The 20,575-nt window shown below is 64.8% G+C and carries 20 protein-coding genes and 1 riboswitch; of the genes, 6 read left to right on the top strand and 14 right to left on the bottom strand.

Annotated elements, in window-relative coordinates; translation table 11 throughout:
- Window positions 1–8: 8 nt before the first annotated feature.
- Window positions 9–590, bottom strand: a complete 582-nt coding sequence (ruvA, locus tag P0D68_RS10935) for a Holliday junction branch migration protein RuvA (RefSeq protein ID WP_091799214.1) — start codon at window positions 588–590, stop codon at window positions 9–11.
- 109 nt (window positions 591–699) lie between these two features.
- On the bottom strand, window positions 700–1,242 hold the full coding sequence (gene ruvC, locus P0D68_RS10930) for a crossover junction endodeoxyribonuclease RuvC (RefSeq protein ID WP_007180437.1): 543 nt from the start codon (window positions 1,240–1,242) through the stop codon (window positions 700–702).
- Between the two features lie 139 nt (window positions 1,243–1,381).
- On the opposite strand from ruvC, the gene P0D68_RS10925 reads away from it, so the two are divergent.
- The gene (locus tag P0D68_RS10925) at window positions 1,382–1,621 is read left to right on the top strand and encodes a hypothetical protein (RefSeq protein WP_408301233.1); all 240 of its coding nucleotides are present in this window, start codon (window positions 1,382–1,384) and stop codon (window positions 1,619–1,621) included.
- A gap of 305 nt (window positions 1,622–1,926) precedes the next feature.
- On the opposite strand, the gene purH is transcribed toward P0D68_RS10925, so the two are convergent.
- The 5 genes from purH to P0D68_RS10900 form a co-directional block, all read right to left on the bottom strand.
- A complete protein-coding gene (gene purH, locus P0D68_RS10920; RefSeq protein ID WP_408301235.1) occupies window positions 1,927–3,492 on the bottom strand; it encodes a bifunctional phosphoribosylaminoimidazolecarboxamide formyltransferase/IMP cyclohydrolase in 1,566 nt (521 codons plus the stop codon).
- A gap of 55 nt (window positions 3,493–3,547) precedes the next feature.
- A complete protein-coding gene (locus P0D68_RS10915; protein ID WP_006049915.1) occupies window positions 3,548–3,781 on the bottom strand; it encodes a Fis family transcriptional regulator in 234 nt (77 codons plus the stop codon).
- Complete coding sequence (gene dusB / locus P0D68_RS10910; protein WP_408301237.1) at window positions 3,778–4,836, bottom strand: tRNA dihydrouridine synthase DusB; 1,059 nt, start codon at window positions 4,834–4,836, stop codon at window positions 3,778–3,780. The genes P0D68_RS10915 and dusB overlap by 4 nt, the downstream gene beginning before the upstream one ends.
- Before the next feature lie 229 nt (window positions 4,837–5,065).
- On the bottom strand, window positions 5,066–6,457 hold the full coding sequence (locus P0D68_RS10905) for a UbiH/UbiF/VisC/COQ6 family ubiquinone biosynthesis hydroxylase (RefSeq protein WP_408301239.1): 1,392 nt from the start codon (window positions 6,455–6,457) through the stop codon (window positions 5,066–5,068).
- 17 nt (window positions 6,458–6,474) lie between these two features.
- The gene (locus P0D68_RS10900; RefSeq protein ID WP_408301241.1) at window positions 6,475–7,881 is read right to left on the bottom strand and encodes an aminopeptidase P N-terminal domain-containing protein; all 1,407 of its coding nucleotides are present in this window, start codon (window positions 7,879–7,881) and stop codon (window positions 6,475–6,477) included.
- A 203-nt stretch (window positions 7,882–8,084) separates the two neighbouring features.
- Between P0D68_RS10900 and P0D68_RS10895 the strand changes: the two genes are divergently transcribed.
- Entirely contained in the window at window positions 8,085–8,699 is a 615-nt protein-coding gene (locus P0D68_RS10895; protein WP_408186170.1) for a glutathione S-transferase C-terminal domain-containing protein, read from the top strand.
- 9 nt (window positions 8,700–8,708) lie between these two features.
- Here P0D68_RS10895 and lnt read toward each other — a convergent pair whose 3' ends face one another.
- From lnt to P0D68_RS10860, 7 genes are all read right to left on the bottom strand, one after another.
- Window positions 8,709–10,418 carry an apolipoprotein N-acyltransferase gene (gene lnt, locus P0D68_RS10890; protein WP_408301243.1) on the bottom strand — a complete coding sequence of 570 codons (1,710 nt, stop codon included), beginning with the start codon at window positions 10,416–10,418 and terminating at the stop codon, window positions 8,709–8,711.
- A gap of 166 nt (window positions 10,419–10,584) precedes the next feature.
- The gene (locus P0D68_RS10885) at window positions 10,585–11,478 is read right to left on the bottom strand and encodes a CorC family transporter (RefSeq protein WP_408186172.1); all 894 of its coding nucleotides are present in this window, start codon (window positions 11,476–11,478) and stop codon (window positions 10,585–10,587) included.
- A gap of 202 nt (window positions 11,479–11,680) precedes the next feature.
- Complete coding sequence (locus P0D68_RS10880; protein ID WP_408301245.1) at window positions 11,681–12,430, bottom strand: gamma-glutamylcyclotransferase; 750 nt, start codon at window positions 12,428–12,430, stop codon at window positions 11,681–11,683.
- A 50-nt stretch (window positions 12,431–12,480) separates the two neighbouring features.
- Window positions 12,481–12,942 carry an rRNA maturation RNase YbeY gene (ybeY, locus tag P0D68_RS10875; RefSeq protein ID WP_091799244.1) on the bottom strand — a complete coding sequence of 154 codons (462 nt, stop codon included), beginning with the start codon at window positions 12,940–12,942 and terminating at the stop codon, window positions 12,481–12,483.
- A gap of 48 nt (window positions 12,943–12,990) precedes the next feature.
- Window positions 12,991–14,064: a PhoH family protein gene (locus P0D68_RS10870; RefSeq protein ID WP_408186174.1), complete on the bottom strand. Its 1,074-nt coding sequence runs from the start codon at window positions 14,062–14,064 to the stop codon at window positions 12,991–12,993.
- A 71-nt stretch (window positions 14,065–14,135) separates the two neighbouring features.
- Entirely contained in the window at window positions 14,136–15,509 is a 1,374-nt protein-coding gene (gene miaB, locus P0D68_RS10865; RefSeq protein WP_091799250.1) for a tRNA (N6-isopentenyl adenosine(37)-C2)-methylthiotransferase MiaB, read from the bottom strand.
- A 141-nt stretch (window positions 15,510–15,650) separates the two neighbouring features.
- Window positions 15,651–16,634 (bottom strand): LysR family transcriptional regulator, encoded by a 984-nt coding sequence (locus P0D68_RS10860; protein WP_091799252.1) that lies wholly within the window; start codon window positions 16,632–16,634, stop codon window positions 15,651–15,653.
- A gap of 110 nt (window positions 16,635–16,744) precedes the next feature.
- Between P0D68_RS10860 and P0D68_RS10855 the strand changes: the two genes are divergently transcribed.
- The 4 genes from P0D68_RS10855 (at window position 16,745) to ribB (ending at window position 20,423) form a co-directional block, all read left to right on the top strand.
- A complete protein-coding gene (locus P0D68_RS10855; RefSeq protein ID WP_408301249.1) occupies window positions 16,745–17,143 on the top strand; it encodes a VOC family protein in 399 nt (132 codons plus the stop codon).
- Window positions 17,144–17,159: 16 nt separating this feature from the next.
- Window positions 17,160–18,326, top strand: a complete 1,167-nt coding sequence (locus tag P0D68_RS10850; protein WP_408301251.1) for an MFS transporter — start codon at window positions 17,160–17,162, stop codon at window positions 18,324–18,326.
- A gap of 195 nt (window positions 18,327–18,521) precedes the next feature.
- Window positions 18,522–19,211, top strand: a complete 690-nt coding sequence (locus P0D68_RS10845) for a helix-turn-helix domain-containing protein (protein WP_091799260.1) — start codon at window positions 18,522–18,524, stop codon at window positions 19,209–19,211.
- A 116-nt stretch (window positions 19,212–19,327) separates the two neighbouring features.
- A riboswitch (FMN riboswitch) is annotated at window positions 19,328–19,556 on the top strand.
- Window positions 19,557–19,703: 147 nt separating this feature from the next.
- Window positions 19,704–20,423, top strand: a complete 720-nt coding sequence (gene ribB, locus P0D68_RS10840) for a 3,4-dihydroxy-2-butanone-4-phosphate synthase (RefSeq protein WP_408301254.1) — start codon at window positions 19,704–19,706, stop codon at window positions 20,421–20,423.
- Window positions 20,424–20,575: the final 152 nt, after the last annotated feature.

Raw genomic sequence — 20,575 nt, 5'->3', positions numbered from 1 at the left:
GTCGAACGTCAGCCCTTGGACAGCGCCTTCAACGCCAGCTTGATGCCTTCGGAAACACCGGTGCCGGCCGGCACGTTTTTGACGGCCGCCAATGCTTCTTTTTCGGAGTAACCCAATGCGAGCAGTGCGTTCAGGATATCGGAGGCGTGGTCGGATGCCGACGCTGCGCCCGCCATCGCCCCAAGGTCGGCGCCGATCTTGCCCTTCAGTTCGAGGAGCAGCCGCTCCGCCGTTTTCTTGCCAATGCCCGGCACGCGCGTTAGACGCGCCGCGTCCTGCATCGTGACGGTTTGTGCGAGCTCGTGAACGCTCATGCCCGACAGCACCGCCAACGCCATGCGCGCGCCGATGCCGGAGATCTTCAGCAGTTCGCGGAAGGTCGAGCGTTCCTCCGCGGTGCCGAATCCGTAGAGCAGGTGCGCGTCTTCGCGCACGATCATCTGCGTGAGCAACACGATGCGTTCGCCGGCCGAGGGCAGGTTGTAGAACGTGCTCATCGGCACATCGACTTCGTAACCGACGCCGTTGCAATCGACGAGCAGATGCGGCGGGTTTTTTTCCAGCAGAACGCCGGCAATGCGACCGATCATGGCGAATTCAATCTTGAGAGAAAGGGCGAGTGTAGCGCAGCGAGTGAGCGGCGAGTGGCCTGCGAGTCATGCGCAATCGCGGTTGATATGCGCGATGCCGCATCGGCCGCTATCCGACCAGGCGTCCGCGTCTCACGCGCAAACCTTTCTTGGCCAGCGAAGGTGCGATGCCGCCCAACGTGCTCAGTGTCGTGCCGCCGTGCGCGTGGCAGATCGCCATGCCGAGCGCGTCGGCGGCGTCGGTGCCGGGTACGCCGGAGAGATTGAGCAGGCGCACCACCATCTGCTGCATCTGCTCCTTGGTGGCGCGGCCATAGCCCACCACAGCCTGCTTCAATTGCAGGGCCGTGTATTCGGCAACCGGCACGCCGCCCGCGACCAGTCCGCAGATGGCCGCGCCGCGCGCCTGGCCAAGCAGCAAGGTGGACTGCGGGTTGACGTTGACGAACACTTTTTCGATTGCTGACTGATCCGGCGAATGCTGGCGGATGAGCGTCGAAATGCCTTCGAAGATGGTGCCCAGACGCGAGGGCAGGTCGGCGTCGGCGGTTTTGATGACGCCGCTCGCGACATAGCTGAGCGTGTGGCCGCTCTGGTCGATCACGCCGAAGCCGGTCACGCGCAGGCCGGGGTCGATGCCGAGAATTCTCATGAGGTGCCGCAGGAGCGGTAAAAACCAGGTGCTTGCGATACTACAACACACGCGCTGCGCGGCGGACGGCGCGCGGCGATGTCAGCGGAATAAAAACTGCTGTGTGTGGTGTAAGGCGGCGTGGGGGAGGTGTTTGCGAATGGAGCGCTATCGGAATCTCAGCGGCGACTCGGGCGTCGAGGCTTATGAAATCGGCGACGATTTTGTCGCGGTCCGCTTCAGGCCGGGGGTTGTGTATTGGTACACGGAAGCGAGTGTCGGCGAATGGCACGTTGCCGCGCTCAAGCGTCTTGCGCGGCGTGGGCAGGGGCTCGGCACTTATATCAGCCAGCACGCGGAGGTGAGCGGAGGTTATACGAGAAAGGAAGTGGACGACTGAGCGGTGCGTGAAGGGGCGGCGATTATGCTGTACGAGCGCGGTGCTAACACGGCACAAGCACGGCACAAGCACGGCACAAGCACGGCACACGCACGGCACAAGCACGGCACACGCACGGCACAAGCACGGCACACGCACGGCATCGAAACGGCATGAAGACGCAACGAACGCGGCGCATACCCGCCACAAACGCCGCGCCAAAGAAAACGGCCCGGCGGAGAATCCGCCAGGCCGTCTTTCCAAGCTCAGTTCTCGCCACACGGCGCAGTCTCATCAAGAAACCTGCGCCGCCCGCGAATCTGAAATCAATGCCGGAAGTGACGCACGCCCGTCAGCACCATCGCGATGTTATGTTCGTCCGCCGCGCTGACCACTTCGTCGTCGCGCATCGAGCCGCCCGGCTGGATCACGCAGGTCGCGCCCGCCGCCACCACCACGTCGAGGCCGTCGCGGAACGGGAAGAACGCGTCCGACGCCACGGCCGAACCCGCCAGCGTCAAGCCGGCATTCTGCGCCTTGATGCTCGCAATGCGCGCCGAGTCCACGCGGCTCATCTGGCCCGCGCCGACGCCGAGCGTCATGCCGTTGCCGCAGAACACGATGGCGTTCGACTTCACGTACTTCGCCACGCGCCAGGCGAACAGCAGATCGTCCATTTCCTTCGGCGTGGGGTGACGCTTCGTGACCACGCGCAATTCGCGCGGCTGCACGTTCTTCGAGTCGAGCGACTGCACCAGCAGGCCGCCGCCTACGCGCTTCAGATCGAAAGCGTTATGGCCTTCGCCCAGCGCGATTTCGAGCAGACGCACGTTCTGCTTCGCCGCGAACACCTGGCGCGCTGCGGCGCTGAACGACGGGGCGATCAGCACTTCGACGAACTGCTTGGCCACCGCTTGCGCCGCCGCCTCATCCACTTCGCGGTTAAAGGCGATGATGCCGCCGAACGCCGAGGTCGGATCGGTCTGGAACGCCTTCGCGTACGCTTCGTTGGCGTCCGCGCCGACTGCCACGCCGCACGGATTCGCGTGCTTCACGATCACGCACGCCGGCACGTCGAAGGTCTTCACGCATTCCCACGCTGCGTCGGAATCCGCGATGTTGTTGTACGACAGTTCCTTGCCCTGCAACTGGTTGTAGTTCGCCAGGGCGCCCGCCGGCACCGCCAGGTCGCGGTAAAACGCCGCGCTCTGATGCGGGTTTTCGCCGTAGCGCAGGTCCTGCACCTTGTTGAACGCCAGGTTGAACGTGGCCGGGTAAGCGTTGCGCGACGAATGCTGCAACTCGTCGGTCAGGCTCGTCAGGTAGTTCGTGATCGCGCCGTCGTATTGCGCGGTGTGCGCGAACACTTTGGTGGCGAGGCGGAAGTTCGTCTTGTACGACACGGCGTTGCTGTTCGCGCGCATCTCGTCGAGCACGACCGCGTAGTCGGCCGGATCGACCACCACCGTCACGTCGCGATGGTTCTTCGCGGCCGAACGCAGCATGGTCGGGCCGCCAATGTCGATGTTCTCGATCGCGTCTTCCAGCGAGCATTCTTCTTTCGACACGGTCTGCACGAACGGGTACAGATTCACGACCAGCAGGTCGATGGTCGGAATGTCGTGCTTTTCAAGCGCTGCCATGTGTTCCGGCAGGTCGCGGCGCGCCAGAATGCCGCCGTGCACCTTCGGATGCAGCGTTTTCACGCGCCCGTCCAGCATTTCCGGGAAGCCCGTGTAATCGGCGACTTCGGTGACGGAGAGACCTGCGTCCGCGAGCAGTTTCGCGGTGCCGCCGGTCGACAGGATCTTGACGCCGAGGTCCGACAGCGATTTGGCGAAGTCGACGATGCCGGACTTGTCGGAAACGGAGATGAGCGCTTGCTTGATCATGATGAAGACGAAAAGCCGAAGGGAAACGTGGCAGGGCGCAAGAAACTACAACGCGCTACAACAAACCGTGCTGTTGCAGCTTCTTGCGCAGCGTATTGCGGTTGATGCCGAGATACTCGGCGGCCAGCGACTGATTGCCGCCGGCCTGCTCGAGCACCACTTCGAGCAGGGGTTTTTCCACGCACGAAATCACCATATCGTAGACGTCGTGCGGATTGGAGCCGTCGAGGTCCTGGAAATATATCCCCAGGCTGTCGCGGACAGATTGTTCGATATTGTTCTTGCTCATGCTGCTAGTCGGTCGGTTGGGTCCTCGCCCGGGTTGAGCGTTTCGTCGACATAGACGAGGCGGTCGGAGATCGCCTTTTGTGCGTCGAAGAACTCGTTGACGGCGAGGAGTTGTTCGCGCGTGGTGTCCAGCGTATTCATGCGATGCCGGAACACGTTGGCGCCAGAAAGGCCGCGAGTGTACCAGCCGATGTGCTTGCGCGCAGTGCGCACGCCCGTAAATTCGCCGTAGAAGGCGTAGTGGTCTTCGAGATGCTCGTTCATCACCTGCTGGATTTCGTCGATGCGCGGCGGCGGCAGCAATTCACCCGTTTGCAGGAAATACTCGATCTCGCGGAACAGCCACGGGCGCCCCTGCGCGGCGCGGCCGATCATGATGGCGTCGGCGCCGGTCGCGGCCAACACCTCGCGGGCTTTTTGCGGCGACGTGATGTCGCCGTTGGCGACCACCGGAATGCGCACCGCCGCTTTCACCGCGGCGATGGTCTCGTATTCGGCGTCGCCGTGATACAGGTCGGCGCGCGTGCGGCCGTGCACGGTCAGCATCGAAATACCGGCCGATTCGGCCAGACGCGCGACGTTCAGCGCATTTTTGTTCTCGCGATCCCAGCCCGTGCGGATCTTGAGCGTGACGGGTACCGCGTCGGGGCCGACGCCCACCGCCCCGACCACCGCCTCGACAATGCGCTGCACCAGCGGCTCGTTCTGCAACAGGGCCGAACCCGCCGCCACGTTGCACACCTTCTTGGCCGGGCAGCCCATGTTGATGTCGATGATCTGCGCGCCGTTCGCCACGTTGTAGCGGGCCGCTTCGGCCATCATGGCCGGATCGGCGCCGGCGATCTGCACGGCGATGGGCTCGACCTCGCCCGCGTGATTGGCGCGCCGCATGGTCTTCTCGCTTTTCCACAACTGCGCGTTCGAGGCGACCATTTCCGACACCGCATAGCCCGCGCCCAGCCGCTTGCACAACTGGCGGAACGGACGGTCGGTCACGCCGGCCATGGGCGCGACGAACAGGTTATTACGCAGATTGTGGGAGCCGAGAGTGGGCATGACGTGAACGCGCGCGCGGCCGATTACTCAGTTTCTGTCAATCGGAGCACTCGCGAAATGCGAGGGAAAACCGCTATTTTAGCGTTAACGGATAGCCGACACCCGACATGTGTCTGTCGTAACCCATTAAATCTTCTATGAAAGTGCGCCGTTTCATAGAACCGGCGCCGCCCGCGCGGCACCTTCCGCGTGTAGCAAAAAGGCGGCGCGGCGCGGGCGAGCAGCGCGCCTAGCGGCGTTGTCCGAACATCATTTGCCGTGCCAGCGCGGTTTTCACCGGTGGCAGGAATTCGAGCGCGGTCAGGGCGAGGCCGCGCACGATCGCGAGCGGCGCGAAGTCGATGGTGAAGAGACGCGCGAGGGTGTCGGTGGCGCCGATCGTCATGCGGCGGTCGAGCGCGCGGCGTTGCGCGAAGGTGGCCAGCGCGAGCGGCGTCGGACCTTCCGCCGAGAGGGCGTCGGCGAGCGAGTGTGCGTCGCGCAGTCCCAGATTCAGGCCCTGACCGGCTACCGGATGCAGCGTCTGCGCCGCGTTGCCGATCGCGACGATATGCCCGTTGACGAGCGTTTCCACGGCGTTCAGTCCCAAGGGGAACGACGCGCGCCCCTTGATATGCGTGAAACGGCCCATGCGGTCGCCGAACGCGGCGCCGAGTTCCTGGAGGAGGGCTTCGTCGGAGAGCTGCGCGCGGCGCGCGGCTTCCTCGGGCGCGCAGCACCAGACCAGCGCGTAATCGGCGCCGCGCACGCCGCCCATGGGCAGCAACGCGATCGGACCTTGCGACGTGAAGCGCTCCCACGCGACGTGCGGTTGCGGCGCCGACACGGTCACCGTGCCGACGAGTGCGGTCTGGCCGTAGTCCCGCGAGCCCGGTTCGACCGCGGCTCGGCCAGCGCGCCGTGCGGCCGCGCCGTTCCGGCCGGTTTGCTGACCGGCGCTTGTCGCCTCGATGCCGGCGGCTCGGTTGTCACGAGTTTCGCCGTTCTCATGGTGGCCGGCGTGCTCGCCCACATTCACGCCGGCTCCCTGGTCGTTCCGTTTGACTGGGCCTTTTCCTGACTTCTGGTCGCCGAACAGGCCGCCTTCGGCATTCACCAGAATGCGCGTGCGCAACTGCCGCGTGACGCCCGCGGTTTCGATCGGCAGCGTGACGCCGTCGCGTTCCTGCGTCGGCGCTCCGGCCGAGGTGGAGCGGAACCAGTGCACGGAGGTGGCGTGCACCGCCTCGGCGAGACCGTGGACGATCGAGCCGTAGCGCAGCACGTAGCCGAGCGCCGGCAGACCGTGCTCGCTGTGGTCGATCAGCGTGCGGCCGAAGTGGCCGCGCTGCGAGACGTGGATACGCTGGATCGCGGTCGCGTCGGCGGGCCAGCGCAGCGGCTCCAGGATCATCCGGCTGCCGTGCGACACGGCGATGGCGCGCGGATCGGCGATCGAATCTTCCGGCTCGCGCGCGTCGACGAGCGCGATCTTCAACTCCCGTGTCGCGCTGCGGCGCGCCAGCCAGCCGGCCAGCGCCAGCCCGACCGGACCGGCGCCGACGATCGTCACGTCGAAATCGAAAGGCTGGCCGGCCGCGGCGGGCTTCAGGATCACCGTCGACTGGGAAACATCGTTCATTGCGGATTACTTCCCTATTACTTGCTTGTTTCGCGAGCCGCGCGGGCTTCCTGCATCAGCGCTTCGATCTCGTCGGCGGCGACCGGCACTTCGCGCGTCATCAGCTCGCAGCCGGTGGGCGTGACGACGGCGTCGTCCTCGATGCGGATGCCAATGTTCCAGTAGCGCTCGGGCACGCCTTCGGTCGGCCGGATATACAGACCGGGCTCGATGGTCAGCGTCATCGATGCCTGCAGCGTGCGCCACGGCAACGCGCCCGCTTCGTCGCGCGGCGCGCCGCGTTCGCGATAGTCGCCGACATCGTGCACGTCCATGCCGAGCCAATGGCCGGTGCGGTGCATGTAGAAAGGCGCGTAGGCGCGCTCCGCGATCACGTCTTCTACCGAGGCGAACTTTGCGCGCTCGATGATGCCGGTGTCGAGCAAGCCCTGCGACAGCACGCGCACGGCGGCCTGGTGCGGGTCGTCGAAGGTGGCGCCGGCGCGGGTGGCGTCGATGGCGGCCTGCTGCGCGGCCAGCACGATGTCGTACAGCTCGCGCTGCGCCGGCGTGAAGCGGCCGCTCGCGGGGAAGGTGCGCGTGATGTCGGAGGCGTAGCCGTCGAGTTCGCAGGCCGCGTCGATCAGGATCAGGTCGCCGTCCTGTGCAATGGCGCTGCCCGCCGGGTAGTGCAGCACGCAGGCGTTCGCGCCCGCGGCGACGATCGACGTATAAGCCGGTGCCTGCGCGCCGAATTTGCGGAACGTGTAGAGCAGTTCGGCTTCGAGTTCATATTCACGCACGCCGGGACGGCACGCGGCCATTGCACGACGATGCGCGTGGGCCGAGATCTGCCCGGCGCGGCGCATGATGGCGAGTTCGTGGTCGTCCTTGATGAGCCGCATGTCATCGAGCAACGGAACGAGATCGTGGGCGGCGGCCGGTGCGGCGACACCGCCGCGCGCCTGAGCGCGCACCGCGTCGAGCCAGCCGCGCACCCGTTCGTCCAGTTGCGGCGAGGTGCCGAGCGCATAGTGCAGCGCCGGTTTGTCGGCGAGCAGACGCGGCAGCTGCGTATCGATTTCGCCGACGGCGAACGCCGCGTCGAAACCGAATGCCGCGCGCGCGCCGTCCGGGCCGAAGCGGAAACCTTCCCACGTCTCGCGCTCGACATTCTTCTCGCGGCAAAACAGCACCGAAGCCGGCCCGCCGGGCGCGGCGCTGGCGTCGAGCACCAGCAACGCCTCGGGTTCCGTGAAGCCGGTCAGGTAGTAGAAATAGCTGTCGTGCCGATAAGGATAATCGGCGTCACGGTTGCGCAGCGCTTCCGGTGCGGTGGGGACGATGGCGACGCCGCCGCCCGCCGCCCGAAGCGCGGCGAGTACGCGCTCACGGCGCGTGCGGTAGACGTCGATGGCGATGGTGGGTTCGGTCGGCTGGTTCATCGTGCGATTGTAGCGCCCATGCACGGAGTTATTTTGCGCGGGATACTGACGCGAGCGGGGGCGAAGGTGTCCGCGGCGCCGTTGCAACCCGCCCACAGCGAGGCTGCATGCGGCTCGCGAAGCGTCGCCACGACGCGCGTGAACGCTCGCTAAAGCCGCCGAGCACTTATACTTTCGCCGGATTCAGGAAAAGGCAGATGGTAATGATGAAACTCATCGGTTCGCTCGCCAGCCCCTTCGTGCGCAAAGCGCGCATCGTGCTGGCCGACAAGAAGATCGACTACGAACTGGTGCCCGAGAATGTCTGGGCGCCGGACACCCGGATTCACACCTTCAATCCGCTCGGCAAGGTGCCGTGCCTCGTCATGGAAGATGGCGAAGCGGTGTTCGACTCACGGGTGATCTGCGAATACGTGGATACGCTGTCGCCGGTCGGCAAGCTGATTCCCCAGTCGGGACGTGAGCGCGTCGAGGTGCGCTGCTGGGAAGCGCTCGCCGACGGCGTGCTCGACGCAGCGGTGCTGATTCGCCTCGAAGGCACGCAGCGCGCGCCGGAGCAGCGCGTGGACGCGTGGGTCGCCCGCCAGCAGCGCAAGATCGACGAAGCCCTTATCGCAATGGCGCAGGGATTGGGCAGCAAGACCTGGTGCGCAGGCAATCACTACACGCTCGCCGACATCGCGGTGGGCTGTGCATTGGGCTATCTGGATTTCCGCATGCCCGAATTGAACTGGCGCGAGCCGTACCCGAATCTGGACAAACACTTCCAGAAGCTCTCGCTGCGCCAGTCGTTCATCGATACGGTGCCCGTCAACTAGGCCGGCGTCTTACTGCTTGCCGTTCTTTCGACGCCTGATACCCGGCCCGAACGCAAAGCCGAACGCCAGCAGAAACAGTGAAACCGCCAGCACGGTGTTGTTGCCGCTCGTGACATACGGCGTGCTGCCGGAAGTGCCTTGCACCGTGAGGTCGAGCGAGCCGACCGTGTAGGGTTGCAGGCGCCCGAGCACCTTGCCGTTGGCATCGATCGCGGCGGTCATGCCGGTGTTGGTCGCGCGCAGCATCGGGCGGCCGGTTTCCAGCGAACGCATGCGCGCGATCTGCAGATGCTGGTCGAGCGCGATCGTGTCGCCAAACCAGGCCAGATTGGTCGAATTCACCAACACCCCGGCGGGCGTGTCGCTTTCGCGAATGGTCCGCGCAATCTCTTCGCCGAAAATATCCTCGTAGCAGATGTCCACCGCGACCGGCTGGTTGTGGACCATGAACGGCTTCTGCACCGGCGCGCCTCGGAAGAAATCGCCGAGCGGGATGCTCATCAGGTTGACGAACCAGCGGAAGCCCCACGGCACGAATTCGCCGAACGGCACGAGATGGTGTTTGTCGTAGCGATAGACGTCGCGCGTGCCGGGCGTGACGCCGAACAGGCTGTTCGTATAGTCGATTACCTGGCCCTCCGGTGTGATCGTGCCGCCGATCGCGCCGAACAGGATTGCGCTGCCCGTCGTGTTCGAGAAGTTGCGCACCGCCGACGCGAAGGGCGCCGGCAATTGTTGCGCGAGCACCGGAATGGCGGTTTCCGGCGTGACGATCAGATCGGCCGGCTTCGAGGTGATCATCTGCTGATACTGGTCGATCGCGGCGCGCATGCCGGATTCCTCGAACTTCATTTCCTGTTTGACGTTGCCTTGCAGCAGGCGCACGGTCAGCGGCGCGTTGGCCGGCACAGTCCATTGCACGAGCGGCAGCAGCAGGCCGGCGGCGATCAGCGCCAGCGCGATCGCGCCAGGCGCGGCGACGCGCGCCGCATCCGGCTTGGCGGCGTTGCTGCCGGCTTCGCCGTTGGCGTTGCCGCGCGGCTTGCGCGAGCGAAGTAGCGGCAGCAGCGCCTGCACGATCAGCGCAGCCACCAGCGCCAGCATCCAGCCGACGCCGTATACGCCCGCCACCGGTGCGAAGCCGGCGAACGGGCCGTCCACCTGAGCGTAACCGCTGGCAAGCCACGGAAAGCCCGTGAACACCGTACCGCGCAGCCATTCGCCGATCGCCCATGCGCTCGCGAACGCGAGCGCGCCGTGCCAGGTGGGTGAGAAAGGCGTGTCGTCCGCGGTTGCGCCATTGCGCGCGTGACCGGCGCAGAACGACCAGACACCGGCCGCCAGCGCCGGATAAATCGCCAGATAGAGCGAGAACAGCACCACGGCCGCGCCGGCGAGCGGCGCCGCCATGCCGCCGTAAAAATGCATGCTGACGTAGAGCCACCATACGCCGGTCACGAAATTGCCGAAGCCGAACGCGCCGCCCGTCAGAGCGGCACTTTTCCAGCCTGTGGCACGCGTGAGCCAGGCGAAGAAGAACACGAAGATCGCGAGTTCGAGCCAGCCGCCGTGCGGCGTCGGCGCGAACGAAAGCGTGTTGGCCGCGCCGGCGGCCAGCGCGACGAGGTAGTGCCAGCGAGGCAGCGTGCGGCCGCGAACTTGCTCGGCGGCGGAAGCGTTCACGCCGCGGCGCGAACGGGAAGTTATCGGGTCGGCCATTGTTGCGCGGTCGGCGTGAGGGGTTGAGAAGCGGGTTGAAAAGCGGGTCGAAAAGGGAGCTAAGCAGCGAGCCAAAAAGCGGATCAAGCAGCGAGCCAAAAAGCGGATCAAGCAGCGAGCCGAAAAGCGACCTGAAGAAGCGGCGAGAAAACCGGCCGCAACCGGATCAGGTCTGCACGTGCTGCGCTTCGCGCTCGCGCTGGCCGGCGAGCGGATCGCGGCGCACCAGCAGCATGTGAATCTGGCGGGCGTCGCCGCGCAGAATCTCGAAGATCAGATCGTCGAGGCGGACTTTTTCGCCCCGATGCGGCACCCGTCCGAAGTGATGCGTGACCAGTCCGCCGATCGTATCGACTTCGTCGTCTGAATAATGCGTGCCGAAGGCTTCGTTGAACTGTTCGATTTCGGTCAGCGCGCGCACGCGGAAGCGTCCGTCCGGCGAGGCGATGATGTTGCCGCTTTCCTCGTCGAAATCGTATTCGTCTTCAATATCGCCGACGATCTGTTCCAGCACGTCTTCGATCGTGATCAGGCCGGCCACGCCACCGTATTCGTCGACCACCACCGCGAGGTGATTGCGATTCACGCGGAAGTCGTGCAGCAGCACATTCAGACGCTTCGACTCGGGGATGAACACGGCCGGGCGCAGCATGCCGCGCACGTCGAACTCTTCTTCGGCGTAGTAGCGCAGCAGGTCTTTGGCGAGCAGCACGCCGATGATGTTGTCGCGATTGCCTTCGTAGACCGGATAGCGCGAGTGCGCTTTTTCCAGCACGTACGGGATAAATTCGGCGGGATTGTCCGCGATGTTGATCGCGTCCATTTGCGCACGCGGCACCATGATGTCGCGCGCGCTGAGTTCGGAGACCTGGAATACGCCTTCGATCATCGACAGCGAGTCGGCGTCGATCAAATTGCGTTCGTGCGCGTCCTGCAGAATTTCCAGGAGTTCGGCGCGCGAGTCGGGCTCAGGCGAGATGAAGTCGGTCAGACGCTCGAGGAGTGAGCGCTTTTCCTGCGGTTTGTCGGTATGGCGTCGACTGGGATACGTGTCGTTCATGGTAGTGCGCCCGGCAAGACTGGGCGCGCTGTTGCAGAGCATTAAGGATACACCAGGCACATGGCAGGACCGTGTCCTGCCCGGCTGGGCGATGAGTGAAGCTGGGGTGAAGCGGCTTCGCCGTGAAGGGCGGGCGTGGGTCAATCCTAACTGATTACGCGCGGAAAAGCGTTTCCAGGAAAAAAAGCGCCGTTCGTGACGATTATTCCTGGTCGGTCTTGAGGTCCGCTTTGACGTTAGCTTTGACGTCCGCCGTCGCGCCCACTTTCCGGCCCGCCTTCAGGTCCGCCTCGCGGCTTTCCTCGCGGCACCGTTCGAGCAGCGCTTCGAGCGCGCGGTCCGGCATGCCGCTTTCGCGCAGCGCATGCACGGTGCGGCTGACGTAATCGAGCGTAGTACCGTAGCGACCGCTGGCGCAACCGAACACGGTTTTGACGATGTCGTCGTGCAACTTGCCCGTGTAGCTCGGCACGTCACGGCGCATCACGAACGCCAGCGCGTCGACGCGCCGGCCGTCGGCGAGCACGCACGGCAGCCACGCCGGTCGATACGAGCCCATTGCCATTTCGCGGCGCCAGAGCGCCTCGAGATGCGGCGCCGAGCCTTCGGCCGCGAGCCGGAACGCGATGCCGGTGCACGAGCCGCCGCGATCGAGCGCGAGCACGAGGCCGGGCTGTTCGGGCGTGCCGCGATTGACGCGCGACCAGAGATAGAGTCCGCGATGGTAGCCGTGAACTCGCGATCGGGTTGCTTCGACGGTGGGCAGGCCGGGATTCCAGATCAGCGACCCATAGCCGAACAGCCATAGATCGCTCTTGCGGTCCCAGTCGCGCAGCGTGCAATCGAGCGATGCGCGCAGTTCCTCGTCTGTCAGCAGCCGCGATTCGCCGAGCACCGGTGGATAGTCCGGGCAGGGCGTTCGGGTGTCGGCTTCAGGGGACGAGGTGCTCACGATGGGCTTTTGTGCGAGTTGGGCGTTGGCGGCGCGTTATTGAGCTGCGCCTACTGGTACGGATCGGGAAACCCGAGCTTGCCGAGGATTTCCGTTTCGATCGCTTCCATTTCCTCGGCTTCTTCCTCGACTTCGTGGTCGTAGCCCTGGGCGTGAAGCGTGCCGTGCACGAGCAGATGCGCGTAGTGCGCGACGAGCGGCTTGCCCTGCTCGGCGGCTTCCTTCTCGACCACCGGGCAGCACAGGATCAGGTCGCCCGTCACCGGATCGTCTTCCGACTCGGCGTAGGCGAAGGTCAGCACGTTGGTCGAATAATCCTTGCCGCGATAGGTGCGGTTCAGCGTGCGGCCTTCTTCGGCGTCGACGAAACGCACGGTCAGTTCACCGTCCGCAAAGAGCGCCGCCTTGATCCAGCCGGCCACGGTGGCGCGCGGCAGCAGCGCCTTGTGTTCCGGCCAGGCCTTGGCAGCGGGGAATTGCAGGTTCAACGTCAGTTTTGGGGCGCGGCTCATGCGGTTTCGTCGTGTTGCGTTTTTTGCGTTCGTTGCGGTTGCGGGCGATTAGCGCGAATCCGCCGGACTGGCGGTTTTCTGCGAATGCGCATCGTACGCCTCCACAATTCGCGCGACCAGCGGATGCCGCACCACGTCCGCACTCGTAAAGCGTGTGAGCGCGATGCCGCGTACGTCGGCGAGCACCTGCTGTGCTTCGATCAGACCGCTCTTGTGGCCGCGTGGCAAGTCGACCTGGGTCGTGTCGCCGGTCACGACCGCTTTCGAACCGAAGCCGATCCGCGTGAGGAACATTTTCATCTGTTCGGGCGTGGTGTTCTGCGCCTCGTCGAGAATGATGAACGCGTGGTTCAGCGTGCGGCCGCGCATGTACGCGAGCGGCGCGATTTCGATCATCTGCCGCTCGAACATCTTGGCGGTCTTGTCGAAGCCGAGCAGATCGTACAGCGCGTCGTACAAAGGACGCAGATACGGATCGACCTTTTGCGCCAGATCGCCCGGCAGGAAGCCGAGACGCTCGCCCGCTTCCACAGCCGGACGCGTCAGCACGATGCGTTTGACCTGATCGCGCTCCAGCGCGTCCACCGCGCAGGCCACCGCCAGATAGGTCTTGCCGGTGCCGGCCGGGCCGATGCCGAAGGTCACGTCGTGCGAGATGATCTGCTTCAGATACTCGCGCTGCGCCGGCGTGCGGCCGCGCAGATCCGCGCGCCGCGTGTACAGCTTCGGGCCGAGTTCTTCGACGTCGTCGTCCACGGCGTCGGCGGGCTGGTCGAACGGATGATCCGGATTGCCCGGGAAACGCGGGTCGACCGCTTCCGTGCCGTGTCCGTTGCCGTTCGCGCGATGCCGTGCCGGTTGACGCACTTCAACGAGCGCGAGCTGGATGTCGTCGACCGACAGCGGCTTCTGTGAGTTGTCGTAGAACTTTTCGAGCGCGGTGAGTGCGAGTTTCGCGCCGCGTCCACGAATCGTGATGCGGTGGCCACGGCGTTGCAGCGTCACGTCGAGCGCCTGCTCGATCTGACGCAGATTTTCGTCGAGCGGGCCGCAGAGGTTGGCGAGCCGCGCGTTGTCTTCACGCGGTGCGGTGAATTCCAGATGCTGCTGAGTGGTCTTCAAGGCGGTGGTTCGATCCTGTCGGTTTCGATACGCGGGTTGCTTCGCGGATTTGCGTCGCGGGTTGGCGTCGCTCAGTGGGTCGTGGCCGGTGCGTCGTCATGCACCAGCACGAGCTCGCCACGTAGCGAATGTGGGTACGCTTTGACGATTTTCACGTCCACCATCTGGCCGATCAGCCGCGCGTGCGACGCGACCGGCGCCGGGAAATTCACCACCCGGTTGTTTTCGGTGCGGCCCGCGAGTTCATTCGGGTCCTTGCGCGCCGGGCGCTCGACCAGAATGCGCTCGATCTTGCCGACCATCGAATCGCTAATGCGCTGCACGTTTTCCTCGATGGTGGCCTGCAAATGCTGCAGACGCTTGAGCTTCACCTCACGCGGCGTGTCGTCGTGCAGATTCGCGGCCGGCGTGCCGGGACGCGGGCTGTAGATGAACGAGAAGCTGGTGTCGTACTTCATCTCGTGCACGAGCGCCATCATCTTGTCGAAGTCTTCTTCCGTCTCACCGGGGAAGCCGACGATCATGTCCGTGGAGAGCGACAGGTCGGGGCGGATCGCGCGCAGCTTGCGGATTACCGATTTATATTCGAGCACCGTGTAGCCGCGCTTCATGGCCATCAGAATGCGGTCCGAGCCGTGCTGCACCGGCAGATGCAGGTGGCTGACGAGCTTCGGCACCTTCGCGTAGGTGTCGATCAGGCGCTGCGTGAATTCTTTCGGATGCGACGTGGTGTAGCGAATCCGTTCGATGCCCGGAATATCCGCGACGTATTCGATCAGCGTGGCGAAGTCGGCGATTTCCGACGAACCGAGCGTGAGACCGGCGCGGTAGGCGTTCACGTTCTGGCCGAGCAGCGTGACTTCGCGCACGCCCTGATCGGCGAGGCCTGCGATTTCGGTCAGCACGTCGTCCAGCGGGCGCGACACTTCTTCGCCGCGCGTGTACGGCACGACGCAATAGCTGCAGTACTTGCTGCAGCCTTCCATGATCGACACGAATGCGCTCGGGCCGTCCACACGAGCCGGCGGCAGGTGATCGAACTTTTCGATTTCCGGGAACGTGATGTCCACTTGCGCGCGGCCGCTTTCGCGGCGCTTGTCGATCATTTGCGGCAGACGGTGCAGCGTTTGCGGGCCGAACACCAGATCGACATACGGTGCGCGCGCAACGATCGACGCGCCTTCCTGGCTCGCCACGCAGCCGCCCACGCCGATAATCAGATTCGGATTCGCTTCTTTCAGCTCGCGCACGCGGCCGAGGTCGGAGAAAACTTTTTCCTGGGCCTTTTCGCGCACCGAGCACGTATTGAACAGAATGACGTCCGCGTCTTCCGGCGTGTCGGTCTTGACGAGTCCTTCAGCCGCGCCGAGTACGTCGACCATTTTGTCGGAGTCGTACTCGTTCATCTGGCAGCCAAAGGTTTTTACATAAACTTTCTTGGTCATCGAATTTCGCCGGTCGCAGTGGTTAACCTGGGGGCGTCGTTTAAAAGGTGAAGAGGGGCGAAACGTGCGCGCGGGCCGAGTGGCGGCGCTTTCGGCCACTGGCGGGCGGGTTTCGGGGCACGTTTGCAGCGTAGCTCAATATTATAGCCCTTCGCGCGATGCGGTTTCCGCGGCCGCCTTGCGGCCCGCCGGCTCAGGCGGCAAGCCCAGCAACCCTTCCAGTTCATCCGACACCCGCGCGAAGCGTTCACTCAGGAAATCGAGCAGCACGCGCACACGCGGCGCCATGAAGCGGTTGCGATGGTAGAGCGCGTGCAGTGGTGCATCCGGATAACGCCATTCCGGCAGCAGGATTTTCAGGCCGTCGGCGCGCAGGTCGGCTTCCACGTCCCACATCGACTTGATCACGATGCCGTAACCGCGCAGCGCCCATTCGCGGGCCACCGCGCCGTCGTTGGTCTCGCGGGCGGTTTCGAACGGCACGGTGTAGTGCTGCACCTCGTCGCCACGCGTGAAGCGCCATTCGTTCACCGGCCCGGATGCGGTGCCGAGCACGATGCAGTCGAAATTCGCCAGATCGTGCGGATCCTTCGGTTCGCCCTTGCGTGCGATGTAGTCCGGCGACGCGCACAGCACGCGGCGGTTCGGCGCCAGTTTGCGGGCGACCAGCGAGCTGTCCTGCGGCACGCCGAAGCGGATCGCCAGATCGATATCCTCCTGCACCAGATTCGACAGCGAATCCGAGAGCGTCAGCGCGAAGGTCACTTCCGGATAGAGCGCGTTGAATTCGTCGAGCCAGTGCATCAGCAGATTGCGGCCGAAGTCCGAGGTGGCCGACACCCGCACCTTGCCGCGCACCACGCCCTGGCCGGCTTGCAGGGCGGCTTCGGCGTCGTCGAGCGATTGCAGCGCCTGACGGCAGCAATTCAGGTACAGGCGGCCTTCGTCGGTGAGTCGGAGTTGACGGGTGGTGCGTTCGAACAGGCGCGCTTTGAGGCCGGCTTCGAGCTTGGCGAGGCGCGCGCTGGCGGCGGCCGGCGTCAGACCCATCTTGCGGCCCGCCGCCGACAGGCTGCCCTGCTGCGCCGCTTCAACGAACAGGCGAATGTCACCGAGGTTGTCCATGGCAGTTCTTTCAAATCAGATTTGAAAATGCTTCAAATGCTACGCCAATTATCAAATCGACGCGTGTCCTCGACAATCCCAGCATCGAAATCCCTGATGCCGCCCGAACCATGCACCTCGATCACGCGACGATCGTCACCGCCGACCTCGATTCCGCCCGACATCTCTTCGTCGATGTCGCCGGGCTGACCGAGGGCGCGCGTCCGCCGTTTTCGGTCGACGGCTACTGGCTCTATGCAAACGGCAGCCCGCTGATTCATCTGATCGACGCGACGGTGCCTGCCGCTGCCGGCAGGATGGCGCCGCGTATCGATCACATCGCGTTCCGCATGGAGAGCGCCGCCGAATGGCAGGCGCTACTCGGCCGCCTGCGTGCGCACGGCGTGGACTATCAAACGGCGCATGTGCCGCAGATGGGCCCGCAGGAAGCTCAGGCGCAACTCTTCGTGGCGCTCGCGCCGGGCGTCGTCGTCGAATTCGTGACGGCGCTGCATCACGCTCAACCTTGAATGCTGGAGTAGAAAAATGCCCATTCCATTACTGGCGCTGGCGATCAGCGCATTCGCGATCGGCACGACCGAATTCGTCATCATGGGCTTGCTGCCCGAGGTCGCGCACGATCTGGCCGTGTCGATTCCATCAGCGGGCTTGCTGGTGAGCGGCTACGCGCTCGGCGTCGCCGTCGGCGCGCCGCTGCTCGCGGTGGTGACCAGCAAGATGCCGCGCAAGCTGGCGTTGCAGTTGCTCATGGGCGTGTTCATCGTCGGCAATACGCTGTGCGCGATCGCGTCGAGCTATTCGGTGCTGATGGTCGCGCGCGTGGTCACCTCGTTCGCGCACGGTTCGTTCTTCGGCATCGGCGCGGTGGTGGCGGCGTCACTCGTGCCGGCGGAAAAGCGCGCGAGCGCGATTGCACTGATGTTCACCGGCCTGACGCTCGCGAACGTGCTCGGCGTGCCGTTCGGCACGTTCATCGGGCAGGAGTTCGGCTGGCGCGCGGCGTTCTGGATCGTCAGCGCATTCGGCGTGCTGTCGCTCGCGGGCATCACGGCGCTGCTGCCGAATCGTCACGACGCAGGCCCGGTCGGTCTCGGTCATGAAGTGCGCATACTGAAGGACCCGCAAGTCTGGACCGCGCTCGCGATGACAGTGCTCGGCTTCGGCGGCGTGTTCGTCGTGTTCACCTATATCGCGCCGATTCTCGAACAGGTGAGCGGCTTCTCGCCACGCGGCGTCACGCTGATCCTGGTGCTGTTCGGCGTGGGCCTGACAATCGGCAACACGGTGGGCGGCAAGCTGGCGGATCGCGCGCTGATGCCCTCACTGATGGGCATTCTGGTCGCGCTGGCGGTGGTCATGGCGATTTTCGCGCGCACCAGTCATTCGCAAGTGGCCGCGGCGATCACGATTTTCGTGTGGGGTATTGCCGCCTTCGCGACGGTGCCGCCTTTGCAGATGCGCGTGGTCGAGAAGGCCGCTGCGGCGCCGAATCTGGCTTCGACGCTGAACATCGGTGCGTTCAACGTCGGCAATGCGGGCGGCGCGTGGCTCGGCGGGCTCGTGATCAACCATGGCCATTCGCTCGATACCCTGCCGTGGATCGCGGCGGCGGTCAGCGTGGCGGCGCTGCTGCTCACGTGGTTCGCGGCGCGCATGGACGCACCGGCCTCGAGCGCGGTGCAGCGCGCGTGAAGGTGTGGGTGTGTCAGCCGGCGAGTCTGCGCGTGTGCGCGCCCTTATGAAAAATTCGCACAAGCATTGCGGAAAACGTCCTCCGCAATGCTGATAACAGTGTGAAGATAACTTCGTTGGGCGCGGCGGGACGCGATGCTATCGTGCTTGCACTAACCGCTTGCCCGCCGTCCGGCGGCGCTTCTGGAGGCAATCATGCATTCCCCGCTTGCGCTGGTTCGCGATCCCACGGCTGACACCGATGCGTCGCCGCGTGCCGCAGAACCCTTCGATGCACTGGAACATCTGGTCGGCGTGAATCTCGCCCGCTTGCGCGCCGAACGGCAACTGTCGCTCGACGCTTTGGCCCGCGCGTCCGGCGTGTCGCGTGCGATGCTCGCGCAAATCGAGTCGGCGCGCAGCGTGCCGTCCATCAAGGTGCTGTGCAAGGTGGCGGCTGCGTTGAAGGTGTCGGTCGCGGCTTTCTTGCGCCGTCATGCGACTAACGGCTTTGAGCATTTGCCGGCGGAGCGCTCGTCGCGCGTCGTCAGTTCGAACGGGCGCTATTCGGCCCGGCCGCTTTATCCCGACGCCGAGCCGACCGCCGCCGAGTTTCACGAACTGCGTATCGCGCCGTTGCACACCGAGGCCGGCACGCGCCGCGCGCCGGGCACGACGGTGAATCTGGTGGTGAGCGAAGGCACGCTGGAAGTCAGCGTGCACGATCAGCGCCAGTTGCTGGCCACCGGCGACGCGATCGTGTTCGACGCCGACCAGCCGCACAGCCTGCGCAATCCCGGAGACACGGAAGCGCGCGCGTTTCGCGTGACGCTGAAGGCGGAGACGCCGCCGCGCTGGGACGTGCCCGCGCACGGCGAGACCGCGCGCGAGGCCGCGCCGGTTTGATCACGTTTCGCAGACGGGTGAGCCAGGAATTGGGGATTTCCGTCTGATCAGTAGGGTTGCGCTGCATGGGCGGCGCGGCTGTTGTATGCTTTGCCAGCCGGTCGATCCGGTAATCAGTGCGTCTTCAGGGCGGGGTGAAATTCCCCACCGGCGGTATGCCGGCAGCGCGAAAGCGTGAGCCGGTGAGCCCGCGAGCGCCCGCGTCGTCAGTGTGTTTGGACCTGTGCAACTGCGTTGCATGGGACCAGCGTAATCGCCAAAGCGATCACGCTGGTCGACATGGGGTCAGCAGATCTGGTGAGAAGCCAGAGCCGACGGTTAGAGTCCGGATGGAAGAAGATGTGCAGATAGTCATGTTCGTTTCCGTGGCGCCGCTTGCAGGTCCGGGCGGTGCGCGAACGCCGCCTGAAGCGGCGTTCAGCGGCGCGTCTTTGTCTGTTTGCAATGCCCTGAAACGTTTTTCGCCCAACTTTTGCGATGAGCGTTTCAACTATGTCTTTTGCTACTTTTCCTGCTCCGTCGACGATTGCGGATAGCGCATTCCTCGATCTCCCCTTGCTCGACACCGAGCCCGTTCCGCCACGTATCGCCGCCGCCTTGCAAGCCATGCGCGATGGCCGCGCCGTCGTGCTGCAAGACGACCACGACCGCGAGAACGAAGCCGATCTGATCGTCTCCGCCGAGCGTCTGTCCGTCGAAACCATGGCGTTGCTGATTCGCGAGTGCAGCGGCATCGTGTGCCTGTGCCTGCCGGACGAGAAGATCCGCGCGCTCGAATTGCCGCCAATGGCTGTCAACAACGAAAGCCGTCACGGCACCGCGTTCACCGTCTCGATTGAAGCGCGCGACGGCGTGACCACCGGCGTATCCGCACTCGATCGGGTGACGACGATTCGCGCCGCGATCGCCGATACGGCCAAGCCCGCCGATATCGTGCGCCCGGGCCATGTGTTCCCGTTGCGTGCGCAACCCGGCGGCGTGCTCGCCCGTCGCGGCCATACCGAAGGCACGGTGGACCTGGCGATTCTCGCGGGTCTGAAGCCGGCCGGTGTGCTGTGCGAACTGATGAACCCGGACGGCACGATGACGCGCGGCGCGGACGTGGAGCGCTTCGCCGCGCAACACAGTCTGCCGATGCTGACCATTGCCGAACTGGTGGAGTTTCGTCAGGCGTTGGCGCAAGCGCGCGAATGCGTGGCTGACGAGGCTTAGTGCGGGAAGGGTGCGCGCGCGTGAGGTGAGGCGCGCACTCGCTCCAGTTCGGATGCAAAAAAGCCGGCTCTTCCAGCCGGCTTTCCAGTTGCCGCAAACGCCTACGTCCGTACGTCGCCGCGTACGCCGGCTCGACAGCCGGCTTATCCGAT

Source organism: Paraburkholderia sp. RL17-380-BIE-A, assembly GCF_046028085.1.
Taxonomy (GTDB): Bacteria; Pseudomonadota; Gammaproteobacteria; order Burkholderiales; family Burkholderiaceae; genus Paraburkholderia.
This window is presented reverse-complemented; position numbering and strand designations above follow the sequence as displayed.

What these genes read in the sequence shown, in the direction of transcription:
- ruvA (WP_091799214.1), bottom strand. Translation starts at nt 590, where the DNA reads ATGATCGGTCGCATTGCCGGCGTTCTGCTGGAAAAAAACCCGCCGCAT.
- P0D68_RS10925 (WP_408301233.1), top strand. Translation starts at nt 1,382, where the DNA reads ATGGAGCGCTATCGGAATCTCAGCGGCGACTCGGGCGTCGAGGCTTAT.
- P0D68_RS10915 (WP_006049915.1), bottom strand. Translation starts at nt 3,781, where the DNA reads ATGAGCAAGAACAATATCGAACAATCTGTCCGCGACAGCCTGGGGATA.
- ribB (WP_408301254.1), top strand. Translation starts at nt 19,704, where the DNA reads ATGTCTTTTGCTACTTTTCCTGCTCCGTCGACGATTGCGGATAGCGCA.
- purH (WP_408301235.1), bottom strand. Translation starts at nt 3,492, where the DNA reads ATGATCAAGCAAGCGCTCATCTCCGTTTCCGACAAGTCCGGCATCGTC.
- P0D68_RS10855 (WP_408301249.1), top strand. Translation starts at nt 16,745, where the DNA reads ATGCACCTCGATCACGCGACGATCGTCACCGCCGACCTCGATTCCGCC.
- P0D68_RS10845 (WP_091799260.1), top strand. Translation starts at nt 18,522, where the DNA reads ATGCATTCCCCGCTTGCGCTGGTTCGCGATCCCACGGCTGACACCGAT.
- P0D68_RS10850 (WP_408301251.1), top strand. Translation starts at nt 17,160, where the DNA reads ATGCCCATTCCATTACTGGCGCTGGCGATCAGCGCATTCGCGATCGGC.
- ybeY (WP_091799244.1), bottom strand. Translation starts at nt 12,942, where the DNA reads ATGAGCCGCGCCCCAAAACTGACGTTGAACCTGCAATTCCCCGCTGCC.
- P0D68_RS10905 (WP_408301239.1), bottom strand. Translation starts at nt 6,457, where the DNA reads ATGAACGATGTTTCCCAGTCGACGGTGATCCTGAAGCCCGCCGCGGCC.
- P0D68_RS10895 (WP_408186170.1), top strand. Translation starts at nt 8,085, where the DNA reads ATGATGAAACTCATCGGTTCGCTCGCCAGCCCCTTCGTGCGCAAAGCG.
- P0D68_RS10900 (WP_408301241.1), bottom strand. Translation starts at nt 7,881, where the DNA reads ATGAACCAGCCGACCGAACCCACCATCGCCATCGACGTCTACCGCACG.
- miaB (WP_091799250.1), bottom strand. Translation starts at nt 15,509, where the DNA reads ATGACCAAGAAAGTTTATGTAAAAACCTTTGGCTGCCAGATGAACGAG.
- P0D68_RS10860 (WP_091799252.1), bottom strand. Translation starts at nt 16,634, where the DNA reads ATGGACAACCTCGGTGACATTCGCCTGTTCGTTGAAGCGGCGCAGCAG.
- P0D68_RS10885 (WP_408186172.1), bottom strand. Translation starts at nt 11,478, where the DNA reads ATGAACGACACGTATCCCAGTCGACGCCATACCGACAAACCGCAGGAA.
- ruvC (WP_007180437.1), bottom strand. Translation starts at nt 1,242, where the DNA reads ATGAGAATTCTCGGCATCGACCCCGGCCTGCGCGTGACCGGCTTCGGC.
- lnt (WP_408301243.1), bottom strand. Translation starts at nt 10,418, where the DNA reads ATGGCCGACCCGATAACTTCCCGTTCGCGCCGCGGCGTGAACGCTTCC.
- dusB (WP_408301237.1), bottom strand. Translation starts at nt 4,836, where the DNA reads ATGCCCACTCTCGGCTCCCACAATCTGCGTAATAACCTGTTCGTCGCG.